At 56.8% G+C, this 16,175-nt stretch carries 12 protein-coding genes; 1 reads left to right on the top strand and 11 read right to left on the bottom strand.

Annotated features, from left to right (window positions below; translation table 11 throughout):
• Positions 1-30: 30 nt before the first annotated feature.
• The 3 genes from msrP to MIM_RS12615 all read right to left on the bottom strand — a co-directional run bounded on the left by msrP (position 31) and on the right by MIM_RS12615 (position 2,806).
• Entirely contained in the window at positions 31-1,017 is a 987-nt protein-coding gene (gene msrP, locus MIM_RS12605; protein WP_025373117.1) for a protein-methionine-sulfoxide reductase catalytic subunit MsrP, read from the bottom strand.
• 67 nt (positions 1,018-1,084) lie between these two features.
• On the bottom strand, positions 1,085-1,750 hold the full coding sequence (locus MIM_RS12610) for an HAD-IA family hydrolase (protein WP_025373118.1): 666 nt from the start codon (positions 1,748-1,750) through the stop codon (positions 1,085-1,087).
• A gap of 105 nt (positions 1,751-1,855) precedes the next feature.
• Positions 1,856-2,806: an RluA family pseudouridine synthase gene (locus tag MIM_RS12615; RefSeq protein ID WP_025373119.1), complete on the bottom strand. Its 951-nt coding sequence runs from the start codon at positions 2,804-2,806 to the stop codon at positions 1,856-1,858.
• 553 nt (positions 2,807-3,359) lie between these two features.
• On the opposite strand from MIM_RS12615, the gene MIM_RS12620 reads away from it, so the two are divergent.
• A complete protein-coding gene (locus MIM_RS12620) occupies positions 3,360-6,584 on the top strand; it encodes an Rne/Rng family ribonuclease (protein ID WP_025373120.1) in 3,225 nt (1,074 codons plus the stop codon).
• Positions 6,585-6,917: 333 nt separating this feature from the next.
• Here the strand turns inward: MIM_RS12620 and MIM_RS12625 are convergent, their stop codons facing one another.
• The 8 genes from MIM_RS12625 to MIM_RS12660 all read right to left on the bottom strand — a co-directional run bounded on the left by MIM_RS12625 (position 6,918) and on the right by MIM_RS12660 (position 16,029).
• Positions 6,918-7,877 carry a Bug family tripartite tricarboxylate transporter substrate binding protein gene (locus MIM_RS12625; RefSeq protein WP_025373121.1) on the bottom strand — a complete coding sequence of 320 codons (960 nt, stop codon included), beginning with the start codon at positions 7,875-7,877 and terminating at the stop codon, positions 6,918-6,920.
• 308 nt (positions 7,878-8,185) lie between these two features.
• A complete protein-coding gene (locus MIM_RS12630; RefSeq protein WP_025373122.1) occupies positions 8,186-8,365 on the bottom strand; it encodes a hypothetical protein in 180 nt (59 codons plus the stop codon).
• 1 nt (position 8,366) lies between these two features.
• Positions 8,367-10,088: an FAD-dependent monooxygenase gene (locus MIM_RS12635; protein WP_025373123.1), complete on the bottom strand. Its 1,722-nt coding sequence runs from the start codon at positions 10,086-10,088 to the stop codon at positions 8,367-8,369.
• Between the two features lie 163 nt (positions 10,089-10,251).
• Positions 10,252-10,692, bottom strand: coding sequence for a MarR family winged helix-turn-helix transcriptional regulator (locus tag MIM_RS12640; RefSeq protein WP_025373124.1), 441 nt, complete (start codon positions 10,690-10,692; stop codon positions 10,252-10,254).
• Positions 10,693-10,706: 14 nt separating this feature from the next.
• Entirely contained in the window at positions 10,707-11,582 is an 876-nt protein-coding gene (gene accD / locus MIM_RS12645) for an acetyl-CoA carboxylase, carboxyltransferase subunit beta (RefSeq protein ID WP_025373125.1), read from the bottom strand.
• A 23-nt stretch (positions 11,583-11,605) separates the two neighbouring features.
• Positions 11,606-12,436: a tryptophan synthase subunit alpha gene (gene trpA / locus MIM_RS12650; RefSeq protein ID WP_025373126.1), complete on the bottom strand. Its 831-nt coding sequence runs from the start codon at positions 12,434-12,436 to the stop codon at positions 11,606-11,608.
• Between the two features lie 9 nt (positions 12,437-12,445).
• Complete coding sequence (gene trpB / locus MIM_RS12655; protein WP_025373127.1) at positions 12,446-13,645, bottom strand: tryptophan synthase subunit beta; 1,200 nt, start codon at positions 13,643-13,645, stop codon at positions 12,446-12,448.
• Between the two features lie 53 nt (positions 13,646-13,698).
• Complete coding sequence (locus MIM_RS12660; protein ID WP_025373128.1) at positions 13,699-16,029, bottom strand: RelA/SpoT family protein; 2,331 nt, start codon at positions 16,027-16,029, stop codon at positions 13,699-13,701.
• Positions 16,030-16,175 lie beyond the last annotated feature (146 nt).

Raw genomic sequence — 16,175 nt, forward strand, 5'->3', positions numbered from 1 at the left:
AAAACCACCCCGTCATGCAATTGCTGTCGTTCAATAATTGGCACGCAAATCCATTCCACTGTACATAGAGGCAACCTGCTCTGCATAGCCATTGAATTTCAGGGTGGGCACCTTGGGATCAAAGAAACCGCCGCCAATGACACGCTCGTGCGATTGACTCCAGCGCGGATGCGGCACATCAGGGTTCACATTGGCATAAAACCCGTATTCCGACGAGGCGATCGCCACCCAACTGGTTTCAGGCATGGTTTCTGTGAGCACGATTTTGACCAGTGACTTGCCCGACTTGAAGCCGTACTTCCAGGGAACAATAATCCGCAGCGGTGCGCCATTCTGGTTAGGCAGACGCTTGCCATACAGGCCGAACGTAAGCAGCGTTAGCGGATTCATGGCTTCGTCCATGCGCAAGCCTTCCCGATAGGGCCACGGAATAATGCGATCCCGCAGGCCTGGCATCGCCTCGGGCTGAGTGTCTGTCACAAACTGGACAAATTTTGCCTTGCTGGTGGGCTGCACCTGCTTGAGCAGCGCCGACAGCGGATAGCCCACCCAGGGGATCACCATCGACCAGGCTTCAACACACCGCAGCCGGTACACCCGCTCTTCCTGTGGTGCCAGCTTAACCAGCTCGTCCAGATCGAAGGTACGCGGCTTTTCCACTTCGCCGCTCACCTGCACCTGCCAGGGTTCAACCCGCATTTTTCCCGAGTAATCCAGCGGATCGCCCTTGCCAGTCCCGAATTCGTAAAAATTATTGTAGGACGTAATGTCTTTTTCCGTCGTGAGCTTGCGATCAATTTTCGCAGCAGCATATTGCGGATTGGGCTGCATGCCGGCAATCGCCGGCAAAGTCTCGGCTGCACCGACTGTCTGGGGCAGCGTTGCGCCCAGACCCGCCAGTCCGGTGCCGGCGGCAATGCCCGCCATCTGTTGCATCCATTGGCGCCTGGCCTGCCAGACCGGCTCGGGCGTGATCTGGGAAGACGGAATGCGGGGATAGCGCGGGCGTATAGACATCGTTAACTCCGGTGGTTTGCAGACGCAAAAATGACGGCAAAAATAACGAATATCGCTATTTTGAAATTTAGACAGCTATTTTTCGACAATGTTCCAGCAAAAATGCGTGTAATTGTTCCGGCGTATCCGCAATCAGCGTGGGTTTGCTGTCAATCAGCTCCTGTACGCTATGGGCTCCATAGGTAACGGCGATGCTGGCCATGCCGGCCGCATGGGCCATTTGAATATCATGCGAGGTATCGCCCACCATCACCGCTTCTGCCGCAGGCACAAGCAGCTCGTCCAGAATTTCTTCGAGCATTCTTGGATGCGGCTTGCTGAATGTCTCATCTGCCGTACGGGTTGCATCAAAATACGCGCCCATTTTCATGCTGTCCAATACCCGATTCAGCCCGACACGACTTTTTCCCGTCGCAACGGCCATCGGCACCCCTTCGGCTTTGAGCGCATCCAGCATGCCGATCACACCATCGAAAGTGCGTAAATCAGGATCCCTGAGCAGGTAATGGATGCGATAGCGCTCCAGGAACCGCGGCACTTGGGAGGCGGTCAGGTCGGGCACCACACGGTGCAATGCCTCATCAAGCGAAAGGCCGATTACCCAGCTGGCCTGCGCCACATCCGGTACAGGAAACCCCATATCCCGACAGGCGGCCTGGATTGCCGCAACAATGGTATGAGTGGAATCCATAAGCGTTCCATCCCAATCGAATATGACAAGCGAATAAGACATTCTATTTTCCATAATGTGAAATCAGAAGAAGCTGCGGTGCAGATAAACAACGTAAATGGCGTTTCCTGCTGTGGCGCCGCCTGCGCCAGCAAACAGCACCCGTAATCAGGAACCGGCCAGCCGCTCAAGCAACCGCTGACAAACGTCGGGCAGCGGTGCAGTCAGTGATAGCCGCTCCTGCGTCAGCGGATGCGGGATTTCCAGGGTATGCGCATGCAGAAACATACGAGCAAAGCCGCCCCGGGCAAAGGCCGCGCGGGTCTGGTCATTGCCATATTTCTCGTCCCCGACAATAGGAAAGCCGCTGGCGGCCAGGTGCACCCGAATCTGGTGAGTGCGCCCGGTGCGCAGCTCGGCTTTAACCAGGGTGTAGCGACCAAAACGCGCTTCCTTGCTGATAATCGTGTGCGCCGGTTTGCCATCGGGACGCACCCGCACCCGCCGTTCGCCATCGCGCGTCAGGTATTTTTCCAGCGGCAGCCGAATATGCTGCCTATCGTTCACCCAGTCGCCCTCGACCAGCGCCAGGTAACACTTACGCCCGCGACTCTCTTTGAACATACCATGCAGGGCAACCAGCGCGGCGCGCTTTTTGGCAATAATCAGCAAGCCGGAGGTCTCTTTGTCCAGGCGATGCGCCAGCTCCAGGAACCTTGCCTCTGGCCGGGCAGCCCGCATCTGCTCGATCACCCCGAAAGACACTCCGCTGCCACCGTGAACTGCGACGCCCGAGGGCTTATCGATCACAATTAACGCTTCATCCTCGTAAACAATCGGAAACTGACCGGCCGGCACGACCCGTTTTTCGTCGGCGGCGGCCACCCGCAAGGGAGGAATCCGGACTTCATCGCCCTCTTTCACACGGTATTCGGCCTGCACCCGCCCCCTGTTAACCCGTACCTGCCCGCTGCGGATCGCCTTGTACAGATGACTTTTCGGCACGCCCTTGCATTCGCGAATAAGAAAATTATCGATGCGCTGACCGTCGGATCCGGCGTCTGCCCGCACCAGCCGGACCGAAAAAGTTGGTTTTTTATCAGAAGTTTGTTTGCACATACTCAAAAGAGCCTTATAATTCGGAGACCACAAAAAGACTGAATTAAAACCGTCCGGCGTTGAGAAACCCGTAGTCCAAGAAACTGCAAGCAGGTCTCCGCCCGTCAGCCAAATACGCATTGTACCGTCCTAACGTCAATCCGCTATCTGTATTTCAGTCTTTTGAGTGACTGGTTTATAAACATTGCGGCGCAAGTCGTATCTGTTATCAACGCGGCAGGCCATACATCATCTGCCCACAGATACCACCGCCATTATGTTTATATGCGTACAGAATGAACGAAGCGCCCTGGTTTTTATTTTGTCCTGACGGCACCGCAAGGAAACGGCAGGACAAAACACAGAAGAATTCAACAATTGAAATTACATTACTCTGTTAATTTTCTGACTGGCTCTGCTGCACGTCGATACCCGACGGCAGATAGTCCAACATAAAGCGCCCCCGACCTCGCGCGGGATCCGCGCGAGTCAGTCGTCTGTTCTTACGTTTCACCAGTTATTCGTGGTGAGTGCAACGGTGTTCGTTGCTCTCGTTTAACGGAGAAACTGCTCTATGAAACGCATGTTATTCAACGCAACGCATCAAGAAGAATTACGCGTTGCGATTGTCGACGGCCAGAAACTGATCGACATCGATATCGAAACCGCCGGCCGTGAACAACGCAAGGGAAGCATCTACAAAGGGGTCATTACACGTATTGAACCCGGGCTGGAAGCCTGCTTTGTCAACTACGGTCACGACCGTCACGGTTTTCTTCCTTTCAAGGAAGTAGTCCGCAGCTATTTCAAGGAAGGCGTGGACGTGCGCAATGCACGTATCCAGGACGCCCTGTACGAAGGCCAGGAACTCATCATCCAGGTGGAAAAAGAAGAACGCGGCAATAAGGGCGCAGCCCTGACCACCTTCATTTCCCTGGCCGGCCGCTATCTGGTCCTGATGCCCAACAACCCCCGTGGTGGTGGCGTCTCGCGCCGCATCGAAGGTGAAGATCGTCAGGAACTGCGCGATGCCATGGAGCAGCTTGACCTGCCTTCAGGCATGAGCATTATTGCCCGCACCGCCGGTATCGGCCGCAGCGTTCCCGAACTGCAGTGGGATTTGAAGTACCTGCTGCAACTGTGGACCGCAATCGATGCCGCCGCCAAAGACTATCCGGCACCCGTTCTTATTTATCAGGAATCCAGCCTGGTGATTCGCGCCATCCGTGATTATTTCTCACCGGATATCGCCGAAATCCTGATCGACACCGAAGCCATTACCCAACAGGCAACGGCCTTCATGCAGGACGTGATGCCTGACAACGTCAATCGCGTTAAACGCTATCAGGACGATATTCCGCTGTTTTCGCGCTTCCAGATTGAACATCAGATTGAAACCGCGTATTCACGTACCGTCCAGTTACCCTCTGGTGGCTCTGTCGTTATTGACCACACAGAAGCCCTGGTCGCCATTGATGTGAACTCGGCCCGCTCGACGCGCGGCGCCGATATCGAAGAAACCGCCATGCGCACCAACCTGGAAGCCGCCGAAGAAGTGGCCCGCCAGCTACGCCTGCGTGACCTGGGTGGTCTGATCGTGATCGACTTCATCGACATGGAGGACAACAAGAACCAGCGCGCCGTCGAACAAAAACTGCGCGATGCTCTGCACGTGGATCGTGCCCGGGTTCAGATGGGAAAAATTTCCCGTTTCGGCCTGATGGAACTGTCGCGTCAGCGCCTGCGTCCGGCCCTGAACGAAGGCTCACACATTACCTGCCCGCGCTGTAACGGCACCGGCGTTATCCGTGACGTTGAATCCAGCGCCCTGAATGTGCTGCGCCTGCTGCAGGAAGAAGCCATGAAGGAAAATACCGCTGCCCTGCACGCTCAGGTGCCAGTGGAAGTGGCCACCTTCCTGATGAATGAAAAACGGGCCGATATCGTCAAACTCGAATCCCGACTGAGAGTCAATCTGGTCTTGATTCCGAACAAGCATTTCGAGACGCCACATCATCACATCGAACGCATTCGCTACGATGATTCCCGCCTGGATGACCCGAAAACCAGCATCGATTTGATCGAAGCACCGGAAACCACCGTTACCTGGGAATCCACCAAGGAAAAATCCGAACATAACGAACGTCCCGAAGCACTGGTCAAAGGCATTTCTCCGGATCAGCCGGCACCTAGCGCGATTAAACCGCAAGTCGCCGCGCAGCCTCAGGTGAGTGCCGCCGCCCCCAGCCTCGGTGGCATGTTCCAGAAAATTCTGTCCTGGCTGGCCGGCCCGAAAGTAGCCACACCGGCAGAACCGCAAAAAGACGAATCTGCGACTGAAAAAACCGGCACACGCAATGCACGTAGCGGTTCCCGCAACGCTGCCAGCGGTGAACGGGGCGAGCGCGGTGGCCGCAATCGCCGTGGCGACAAACGCACATCGGCAAAATCCGACGAAGACGGCGAAAACCGTCGTAATCCGCGCGGACGCCAGCGCAAGCAGGACGACAGTGACAACCAGGACAGCGTTGCCGACAGCAAAACGCCCGCCAGCGCCCAGGCGCAGGCAAACACCGCCACGGAAGACGGTGGTGGTCGCAGTCGTAACCGCCGAGGACGCGGCCGTAACCGCCGTAACAGCGGGGATGAGGCCGAAGTCACAGCAGCAACCGCTGTAACAACAGACAATACCGAACAGGTACAGACCGCAGCATCCGCCCAGGCCGAAACTGCTCCGGCACCTCGCCGTAGCCGTCAGGCCAGCACGGAAACAGCTGCTCGTCCGACGCCTCTGGAACAGGATCTGATTGACGACGATTCCGAAGAGGAAAACGATCGTACAACAGAAGGCGAAGATACCCAGACTGGTGAAGCTGAACCGCGTCGCCGCCGTCGTCGCAGCCGCCGTGGCCGTCGTCAGAACGATTCGGTAGAAACAGCAGATACCGAAAAAGCATCTTTCGTGCCCAATGAAGTGCTGCTCGCCACAGGCTCAGGCGTCGCTGCACAGGCTACCGAAGCAGCAGCCGAAGCAGCAGACAACGTGGCAGTCACAACGCCAGCGCAAAGCAATTCGGTATCTGACAATACCGCCACGCCTGCGCAAACCGATCTGTCAACTAAAGCACCCGCAGCCGCTGCCGCCGAGGAAGCACCCGCGACCGCAGCGCCCGCCGCTGATCATCCGGCAGCCGCCCTGGCGGAACAAGCGCCTGTTGTGTCCGAGTCTGTTGCAGAAACAACAGCTGTTGAAACGGCATCGGTTGAAACAACCCCTGTTGAAACTGCAAAGCCGGTTGAAGCAGCAACACCTGCGGAATCGGTAGAAACGGCAACACCCGCGGTTTCCGCTGAGACCGATGCAGCTCCGATAGCAGCAGCTGGCAACGTCGCTGCCACCAGGACGCCTGCCGAATCAGCAGAAAAAACGGTCGCTCAGGCTGATGCCCCTGTCGAACAGGCAGAGCCACAGCCGGTAACCGTAGCCGAAGAAGCAGCCGCGAGCGCAGAAGAGACAGCCGCCGGTGCTCAAGAGCCTACAACTGCAGTTGCAGCGCCCGCATCCGCTCCTACACCGGCTCCTGCCCCGGCGCCCGTCGTTGCTGAACCGGTGGCCGCCAACAAGGAAGTGCTCAAGGAAATCGTTTCCGGCGTTGGTATGGAGTGGGTAGAAACACGCCCAGGCCTGACCGAAGAAGCGCTGATGGCACCTCCTCCCAAACCGGCAGGACGACCTCGCAAGGCGCGTGCCCAGGTTCAGGCGGAACCGCTGGAAATCGTGGAAACGAGTAAAGAGTAAGCGTAGCGCGTAAAGTGCGGTGGCCTGTATCGGGTATGACGCAGGCCACGAGCTGAAAAAGCCCCTTGTCATTGCGCTGTATTTGCAGCGTGGCAGACAAGGGGCTTTTTGCTTGTTATCCGTTTTTCTTGTTATCCGTTTTTCTTGTTATCCGTTTTTCTTGTTATCTGCTCGTATGCATATCGCATGCACCTTTTGAGCACCCGGTTTTTTTCCACATTCGCTGAACCGTGATAGGCAAAAATGCGGCTTATTGATCGCCACTCACGGCTCTATTCGGATTCTGGCTTTTTGAGCTGTATTTTTGGGGCTCCGGTTTACCGGAGTCTGATTTTATTGCAGCGTGATATTACCCGCCTTGATAACTTTGGCCCAATCTTCGCGTTCTTTGTCGGAATACGCTTTGAATTCGGCAGCAGACATAGGCATGATTTCTACGCCCAGCGCCTGCACTTTTTTACTGACCGCATCACTTTCCAGCGTCGCTTTCAAATCTGTATCCAGTTTTTTCACGACATCTTCGGGCATGCCTGCCGGCCCGACCAGACCCTGCCAGGCATAGGCAACAAAATCACCGACCCCTTCCTGGGCCATGGTGGGCACATCGGGCAGCAGAGCCAGGCGCTCCGGCACAGTAACCGCCAATACCCGGACTTTACCTGCCCTGATATTGGGCAGAGACGAGCCCAAATCACCAAACATAAGATCCACCTGACCGCCGATCAGGTCCTGCAATGCAGGTGCGGCGCCTTTATAAGGCACATGCACGATATTGGTTTTCGTTAACTGTTTGAAGCGCTCAAGCGCCAGATGGTGCGGCGAACCGGGGCCGGCGGAACTGGCCGTCAGTTTACCGGGTTCTTTTTTGGCCGCTTCTATCAATGCATTCACGGTTTTATACGGAGAATTGGCCGGTACGGCCAATACCAGCGGAAACCGGGCCAACCCGCCGATATAGGTAAATTTCGAAGGATCATACGTCAGGCTTTTATACAACGACGGGTTGAAGGCGAGTGTGCCGGAATCAGCTGTGCCCACGGTATATCCATCGGGTTTGGCGCGGGCAATAGCCGATGCGCCAATGGCAGTACCGCCACCCGGCTTGTTCTCAATCACAATGGTTTGCCCCAGTGTTTTCTCCAGCGACGCAGCCACCGTTCGGGCGATGACGTCTGTACCACCGCCGGCAGGATACGGCACGACCCAGGTGACAGGGCCCTCAGGCCACGCAGCATGGGCTGCCATTCCAGCCAGACTCAGGGTAGCCGCAGACAGCCATTGTTTGATGTTCATTTGTTATCTCCACTCGTAAGTTATTTTCTTGACCGCTTCATCTTGACCGCCTTCTGTTGACAGCCTCATGTTGACAGCGAATAGCGGGCTGTAACACAGCCTTCTGCTATCGCTGCTGCGTGCTTTCTGCTTTAACCACCTTGTACTGCCCCGGCACTGGGCTGTGTCACCTGCCGGTCCGGACTTTAATCGGATACGCCGAATGTATGCGCCGGTATTGCACAAAAGCCGCTGGAGCCATTTAACGGCTGCCGCATGCAGCCTGAATCATGCCACTGTGTGCGCTTTATGCCTAGTGGCGATTTCCACTAGCCGGACAGGGTTGCCTGATCGATCAGCCGGCAGATCACCTCCGAGTCACCGATTTGCTCGCTCATCAGCAAGGCCAGCCGCGTCAGCATCAGCGTACGACCCGACTCGGGGACCGAATCCAGGGCCTGGGCCAAATGATCATATACCTGCTCCAGCGCTTGGGTCTGAATACTCATATTAATTCTCCTTTTGAGCGGTGCTACCCGGCAATTGCCCAAGATACTGGCTCAGACAGCCGCATGCATACTGCTGCCAGCGTGCACTGACGTGATGATCCGGCCTCACCACATACACCTCCCCGCCTTTTGCCGCGTAGCGCTGCCTCAATACATCGGTCGCAACCGGGTAGGCAATATGATCGGTGCGCTGTTCAACCGCAGGGCCTTCAGCACCAAGCACATGCAGGGTTACCGGCCGGCCAATGGCACGCAAGGCACTCACTTCCTGCCGGAGGGATTCGGGCACCACCTGCCCCCCCTCCCCGCCAGCCATATAGACCACCTGAAAACCCTCATCAAAATGGTCATACAGATAGCTGCCGTCACCCAGCTTCACACTCGGGAACACACTGCCGTTCTCAATCACGGCGGGCATACTGGCATTATCATCCTGCAGGCTGTTTAACGGCGACTCACGGTAAGCGTGCGCCCGCGAGGTTCGCCAATGGAACAAGGGTCGCACAAATTCATGTTTGAGCGACAAGGTCAGCGTGGCATCGCGCAGCAGGCGGAACCCCGCAGTAGGCGGCGCCATGAAACGGGTGCTTTTACCTGCCTCTCCGATAATTTCCCGGGCGGCACCGACCCTGTCTGCGCTATAGGTTTTTAGCAATGCCATATCAGCCTCACCCTGAATAACGGCAGCCAGTTTCCAGCACAGGTCCATCGCGTCCTGAAACCCGGTATTGGCGCCGCGTACGCCGAAGATCGGGAGCAGATGCGCTGCATCTCCCACAAACAGCACACGTTGATGCACATAATCGGGCAACGTGAGTGCGCGGGCTGAATAGACCGAGGCCCAGTCCATTTCCCAATGGTTATCCTGGTATCCCATCATCTGCAATTGCGCATTGACCGCCGCCGCCAGATTCTCCGGTTTGAGCGCTTCTTCGGTGCTGACTTCGGCCCCCAGCTGATAATCAAAACGCCAGATATTGTCCGGCTCTTTATGCATCAGAATCGTATTGCCGGGATTCCAGTCAGGCGAAAAAAATGCCAGTCTTTCCGTGGGCAGATCCAGGTCAATCCGGATATCGACAATGACAAACCGGCCTTCGTAACTATCGCCTTCCAGCGCCAGTCCCATTTGCTGACGCACGGTGGAACGCGCCCCGTCTGCGGCCACCAGCCAGTGATTGCGACAGGTATATTCCCCATCTGGCGTATCCACGACCAGATCAACCCCTGATTCGTCCTGTTTAAAAGACGTAAGCCGGTTGCCCCAGCACAGGCGAATCAGCGGCTGCGCCTGGGCGGCTTCAACCAGATAGGTTTCCAGCCAGTTCTGCTGCAAATTGTTCAGTGGCGCATAACGGTCATGTTCACTGACCGGCGTTTCCATGCGAAAGACCCGCTCACCCTTGTAGTAGGAGTTGCCGCTGGTCCAGGGCAGCGCCTTGCCCATGATTCGCGGCGCGACGCCGGCAAAGTCCAGGATTTCCATTGACCGCCTGGTAAATACAATGGCGCGACTGCCCTCAGTCACCTGGCATTCTGCTATCAGTACGTTCGACGCGATGCCATAGCGCGCCATAATAAGCGCAGTCACCAGCCCGATGGGCCCGCCGCCCACAATGGTCACAGCCGCAGTGGTCGCCTGCTGCTCGCCGGGATAGTATGGCTCATGGACGGTATAGGGGTGATACAGAGAGGCACGCGGCTGCCGCAAGGGCTGATGCATAAGAAGTCTCCTGAAGCTGTTATCCTGAATTCCCGCAAATGTTGCGGTATTTTTTTTAGTCATTTTAATTGAAAAATCAACTAAATTCAAGAATACGGATATCCGTAATTACCCGTGATACAGCGGCGTCTGACGCAGCGTAAACACTGCACCAACACAGCCTCTATTGACTAAGATTCTGGTGGATTTTGCTGAACAGACCGAATAATGTCTGTTTTTCGCGGGGGGTGAGGGATTTGAGCGCCACCTCGTTGCGCTGGACAATCAGGTCTACGATATCGGTGTAGACCAGTTGTCCGGCCTCTGTCAGAAACAGTTCAAATGCGCGCGCATCCCGACTGTCGCTGCGTTTTTCTATTATGCCTTTTCCAACCAGCGAGACCACTGCCCGGCTGGCCTGGCTCTTGTCCAGATTGGCCAGTCGGGCCAGCTGAATCACAGACAGCGTCCCATAATAACCCAGCACGGCGATCGTGCGCCCTTCTCCAGCATTCAGGGCAATGCGCTGGATGTCTGAATAATCGACGCGCCGATCAATCAGCTTGGCTAACTGATGCAGCTGATAGGTCAGCGTTTTCTCGAGTCGAAAAGCGTCTGAGTCCATCCGCGCCTCCTGTCTCAGACAGATACCGCTTCACTGGACTGGCGTGTCAGCAAAGCCATCAGGCGTGCCAGTTCCGTGCGCAGTTCGCGTCTGTCAATCACCATGTCCACCGCCCCTTTTTCCAGCAGGAACTCGGCCCGCTGAAAACCTTCGGGCAATTGCTCGCGCACGGTCTGCTCAATCACACGCGGACCGGCAAAACCAATCAGCGCCTTGGGTTCAGCAATGACGACATCGCCCATGAACGCAAAGCTTGCAGACACACCGCCCATGGTCGGGTCGGTGAGCACACTGATAAACGGCAGCCCTTCCTGGGATAAGCGCGTTAGCATGGCGTTGGTTTTTGCCATTTGCATAAGGGAGAACAGGCTTTCCTGCATACGGGCACCACCAGAGGCAGCGACGCAGATGAAAGGCGTCTTGTTCTGGATGGCCGCACGCACGCCACGCACGAAACGCTCCCCTACGACCGAGCCCATGGAGCCGCCCATGAAGTCGAATTCAAAGCAGGCGAGCACAACGGGAACGGTACAGATGCTGCCACTCATGACGACCAGCGCATCCGATTCGCCTGACTTTTGCGTGGCTTCAGCCAGCCGTTCAGGGTACTTGCGACTGTCCTTGAATTTGAGGGGATCGGTGGAGCGGATACCATCGCCGATTTCCACGCGACCGTCCGTATCCAGCAGTGCGTCGATCCGCGCACGGGCGTTCAAACGCATATGGTGGCCACATTTGGGACACACATTAACGGTTTCCACCAGGTCGTCGTTATACAGCACCGACTCGCAGGACGGGCATTTGACCCACAGGCCTTCGGGCACACGTCGTCCCTGCTGCTCTGTTTTTTTATTAATGCGTGGTGGAAGAATCTTGTCTAACCAGCTCATTGTCAATCCTTATTTCTGAATGCTTATTTTCTGTTCTGATCCAGCGCATGCCGGATCTTGCGCAACCAGTCTCCGGCAGCCGTTATTGCTACGTCGGACGGGTTCGCCGATGGTTGTTGGGTGATCGCCTCTGTCATGGTTTCGATCAGGCGACTGCCGATGACGACGGCGTCGGCCACACCGGCAACGTCTACTGCGCTGGCCGCATCGCGAATACCGAAGCCGACACCGACCGGAATGGATACATTTTTCTTGATACTGGCAACTCTTTCGCGCACCTCACCAATATCAATGGCTGACGATCCGGTAATGCCTTTGAGGGACACATAATACAGGTATCCTTCAGCCCGCTGCGCCACTGCCTGGATTCGGGCCTCGGTTGAGGTGGGCGACAGCAGGAATATGGGCGAAATCCCCTGGGTACGCAGATCGCCGGCAAAATCATCATATTCTTCCGGCGGACAATCTACAATCAATATTCCGTCTACGCCCGCGATACCCGCCTGGACTGCAAATTGCTGCTGCCCCATGGCTTCGATCGAATTGGCATAACCCATCAATACAACGGGCGTGCTTTGGTCCATTTTACGAAACACGGCGACCATGTCCAGCACGCCACGCAAATTCACCCCATGGGCAATGGCACGCTCGGTTGCCTGCTGAATCACCGGGCCGTCGGCCATGGGGTCGGAGAACGGCACACCCAGCTCGATAATATCGGCCCCTGCCCTGACCAGGGCGTGCATGAGCGGCACGGTGGTGGCCGGGTCCGGATCGCCGGCGGCAATATACGGTATCAGGGCGGTACGCCGCCCCAGCCTTGCAAATGTTTTATTGATCCGCTGCTGGCTCATTGCTGTTCCTTACAACGCGATGCCGGTATATTCGGCAACCGTATGCATATCCTTGTCACCGCGACCGGACAGGCACACCAGCAAAATGGATTCGCGTGACAAGGTAGGCGCCAGCGTGGCGGCATAGGCCAGCGCATGTGCGGACTCCAGCGCCGGCATAATACCTTCCAGACGGCAGCACTGGCCAAACGCCTCCAGCGCCGTATTATCGTCTACCGCCACATAGGTGGCGCGTTTACTGTCATGCAGCCAGGCATGTTCAGGGCCGACACCGGGATAGTCCAGCCCCGCCGATACGGAATGGGTTTCCTGGATCTGCCCATTACGGCTCTGCAACACATAAGTGCGATTGCCATGCAAGACACCCACCTGGCCACCGCTGATGGACGCCGCGTGACGAGGCGTATCCAGTCCTTCACCGGCGGCTTCTACGCCGATCAGTCTGACTTTGGTATGCGATAAATAGGGATAGAAAATGCCCATTGCATTGGAGCCACCACCCACACAGGCGATAACCGCATCGGGCTGGCGTCCGGCACAAGCCGGCATTTGCTCTATGCACTCCTGGCCAATGATTTGCTGAAAATCGCGCACCATGGCCGGATAGGGATGAGGGCCGGCGACCGTGCCGATAATGTAATAGGTGTCGTCAATGTGGGTGACCCAGTCACGCATGGCTTCGTTCAGGGCGTCCTTGAGGGTGCGCGAACCGGATTCCACCGGCACCACCGCTGCCCCAAGCAGCTTCATGCGATAAACGTTGGAGGCCTGGCGACGCACGTCTTCGGCACCCATATAGATCACGCATTCCATGCCATAGCGCGCAGCCACCGTCGCCGTTGCCACACCGTGCTGACCCGCTCCGGTTTCGGCAATAATGCGCTTCTTGCCCATTTTGCGTGCCAGCAGAATCTGGCCGATGCAATTGTTGATCTTGTGCGCACCGGTGTGATTCAGGTCTTCGCGCTTGAACCAGATTTGCGCGCCGCCCAGTTGCTCGGACCAGCGGCGGGCGTGATAAACCGGGCTGGGACGCCCCACAAAATGCGCCAGTTCGTAGCGGTACTCGGCGACGAAATCCGGATCTTCCTTGTACTTCTCATAGGCTTCATTCAGTTCCGAAACAGCGTGCATCAGCGTTTCGGCGACAAAAATGCCACCGTAACGGCCGAAATGGCCCCTGTTGTCGGGAAAGGAATAAGCAGTCAAATTGGCTCCTGGCGTGGGGTTCAGACGAGCAGTAAAGGGCTATTTTACATGTTTTAACAACGCACAGCGCTGATAATTCCGGGGATATCCAATATGGCGTTCATGGCCTTTCGCAGCTGTTCTCCGTCCCGCACCTCAACGGTAAAATGCAGATGCGCAATCGACGCCTTGCTCTGGGTGTTGACTCCCACCACATTCAGTTTCATGCGGGAAAACAATTCAGTCAAATCCCTGAGCAAACCATTGCGATCCTGCGAATGGATAGCGATATTGACCGGATAGACCGTCTCTCCCGTATCCCCCCAGGCCACATCGATCACCCGCTCGGGGCTTTTGGTTTTCATGACCGCAAACGAGGGGCAATCACTGCGGTGGATGGACACCCCCCGCCCCCGCGTGACAAAGCCGCAGATCGGATCCGGCGGTGCCGGATGACAGCAGCGGGCCAGCTGCGTGAGCAGCGAATCGACCCCCACCACCAGCACGCCGCTTTTGCCCGTCTTGACCGCGCTCTGCGCTCCCGATTCGCGCGCCACAATCGTATCGTGCGCTGTACCCGCATCGGGATCAGGTTCCTGAAAGGCCGTCGCAATCTGGCGCAGACTGAACTCGTCCTTGGCGACCGCCACGTACAGATCGTCGCTGTTGGCAAAGCCCAGACGCTCAGCCAGCTGTTCAAGGTTGACAGCGGTTTTACCCAGCCGGGCCAGCTCTTTCTCCACCAGATCCTGACCAGCAGTGATGCGCTTTTGCAGCTCGATGGCATTGAACCACAAGCGTACCTTGGCACGCGCCCGCGGACTGGCCAGATAACCCAGCTGGGTATTGATCCAGTCTCGTGACGGCCCACCAGACTTGGCAGCGATGATTTCTACCGTCTGTCCGTTGAGCAGCTTGGTATTGAGCGCCACCATCTGTCCGTCTACCCGGGCACCGCGGCAACGATGCCCCAGATCGGTATGAAGATGATAGGCAAAATCCACCGGCGTGGCGCCTTCAGGCAATTCAATCACGCGCGCCTGCGGGGTCAGTACATAAATGCGTTCTGCCGCTTTTTTTTGATTGCGCTCGTGACCGGGCGGCCCCGCTTTGGGCTCTGCAGTCGAAGGCTCTGAGGCATGAGCAGGCGGCTGTACCGCCGCCGGGGTTGGCGGTGCGCTGTCCGGTGAATCGCCGGCCGGCAGGCCTACTTCCTTGCGCCACGCCAGCAGCTGACGCATCCAGGACACCTGGCGGTCGTACATGGACACGGCAGCCACCTCGCCACCCCTGGCGCCCGCTTCCTTGTATCGCCAGTGCGCTGCCATCCCATACTCGGCAAATTCGTGCATCTTGCGGGTACGAATCTGCGCTTCGAACGTATGGCCATCAGCGGTTTTCAGCACAGTATGCAGTGACCGATAGCCGTTCGGTTTGGGCCGGGCAATGTAATCATCAAATTCGTTCATGACCGGCGTCCAGCGCGCCTGCAATAGCGACAGCGTGGCATAGCAGTCGCGCTCATTGGCGACAATGATGCGGATCGCCAGCAAGTCATACAGCTGGTCAAACGTCAGGCGCTTGTTGCGCATTTTGTTATAGATGCTGTAGATATGCTTGGCCCGGCCCGATACGTCGGCTTCGATCCCCATATCGGCCAGCGATCCGGCAATATCGTCGGTCAGGGACTGGATGCGCGCCTCGCGTTCGATACGCTTGCCTTCGAGCTTGCGGGCGATATCCTTATAAATATCGGGCGACAGAAATCGGAAAGACAGGTCTTCCATTTCCCACTTGATTTGCCAGATACCCAGCCGGTTGGCCAGAGAGGCGTAAACATCCCGCGTTTCTTCGGCAAGCTCTATCGGGCACGGAAGCTTGGTTTCAGCATACCAGCGCAGGGTTTGCAGGCGCGACGCCAGACGAATCAGCACAATACGAAGATCGCTGGCCATCGCCAGCAGCATCTTGCGCAGCATTTCCCGCTGACCGGACGATTCATTATGGCCCTGCGACGAGGCATTACGCGCGATCGCGCCGATCCGCAAGAGCGCCCGGGAGCCATTGATCAGGCTGAACGTTTCCAGTCCAAAAAGCGCGATCAGCTCATTTTTCTGATCCCGTGCCGATTCCTCTTCCAGATCAATGGGAATGGCCAGCACCAGTGCCGCAACCAGTGTGGGAGCATCCAGCTGCAACAAGGCAAGAATTTGCAACATGCCTTTGGCATGATGGATAGACGGCTCGCCGGTGGCGATCGTTGCACCCTGCAAAATCGGGTCACACCAGGCCACCGCCCGCTGCACCATATCGCAGCCGGCATCGTCCAGACCAGCACATACGGCACTCATCCATGCATCGTCCTGGAAGGAATCAGGTATGAACTCTGGTTCTGTTGTTTTCATAAGCAGGCATGGCGGATATAGTGGAGAGATTGTTAAAAGCGGCAACAGCCTGTCTTCCCGTGAAGGTCGGCCACCATGGTCGTACCAGGCGGACAAACAATCGGGCGAACAACGGCCAGGTTGCGCAAATGGGTATTTTAACGCTG

The sequence above is a fragment of the Advenella mimigardefordensis DPN7 genome (assembly GCF_000521505.1).
In the GTDB taxonomy this organism is placed as follows: domain Bacteria; phylum Pseudomonadota; class Gammaproteobacteria; order Burkholderiales; family Burkholderiaceae_B; genus Advenella; species Advenella mimigardefordensis.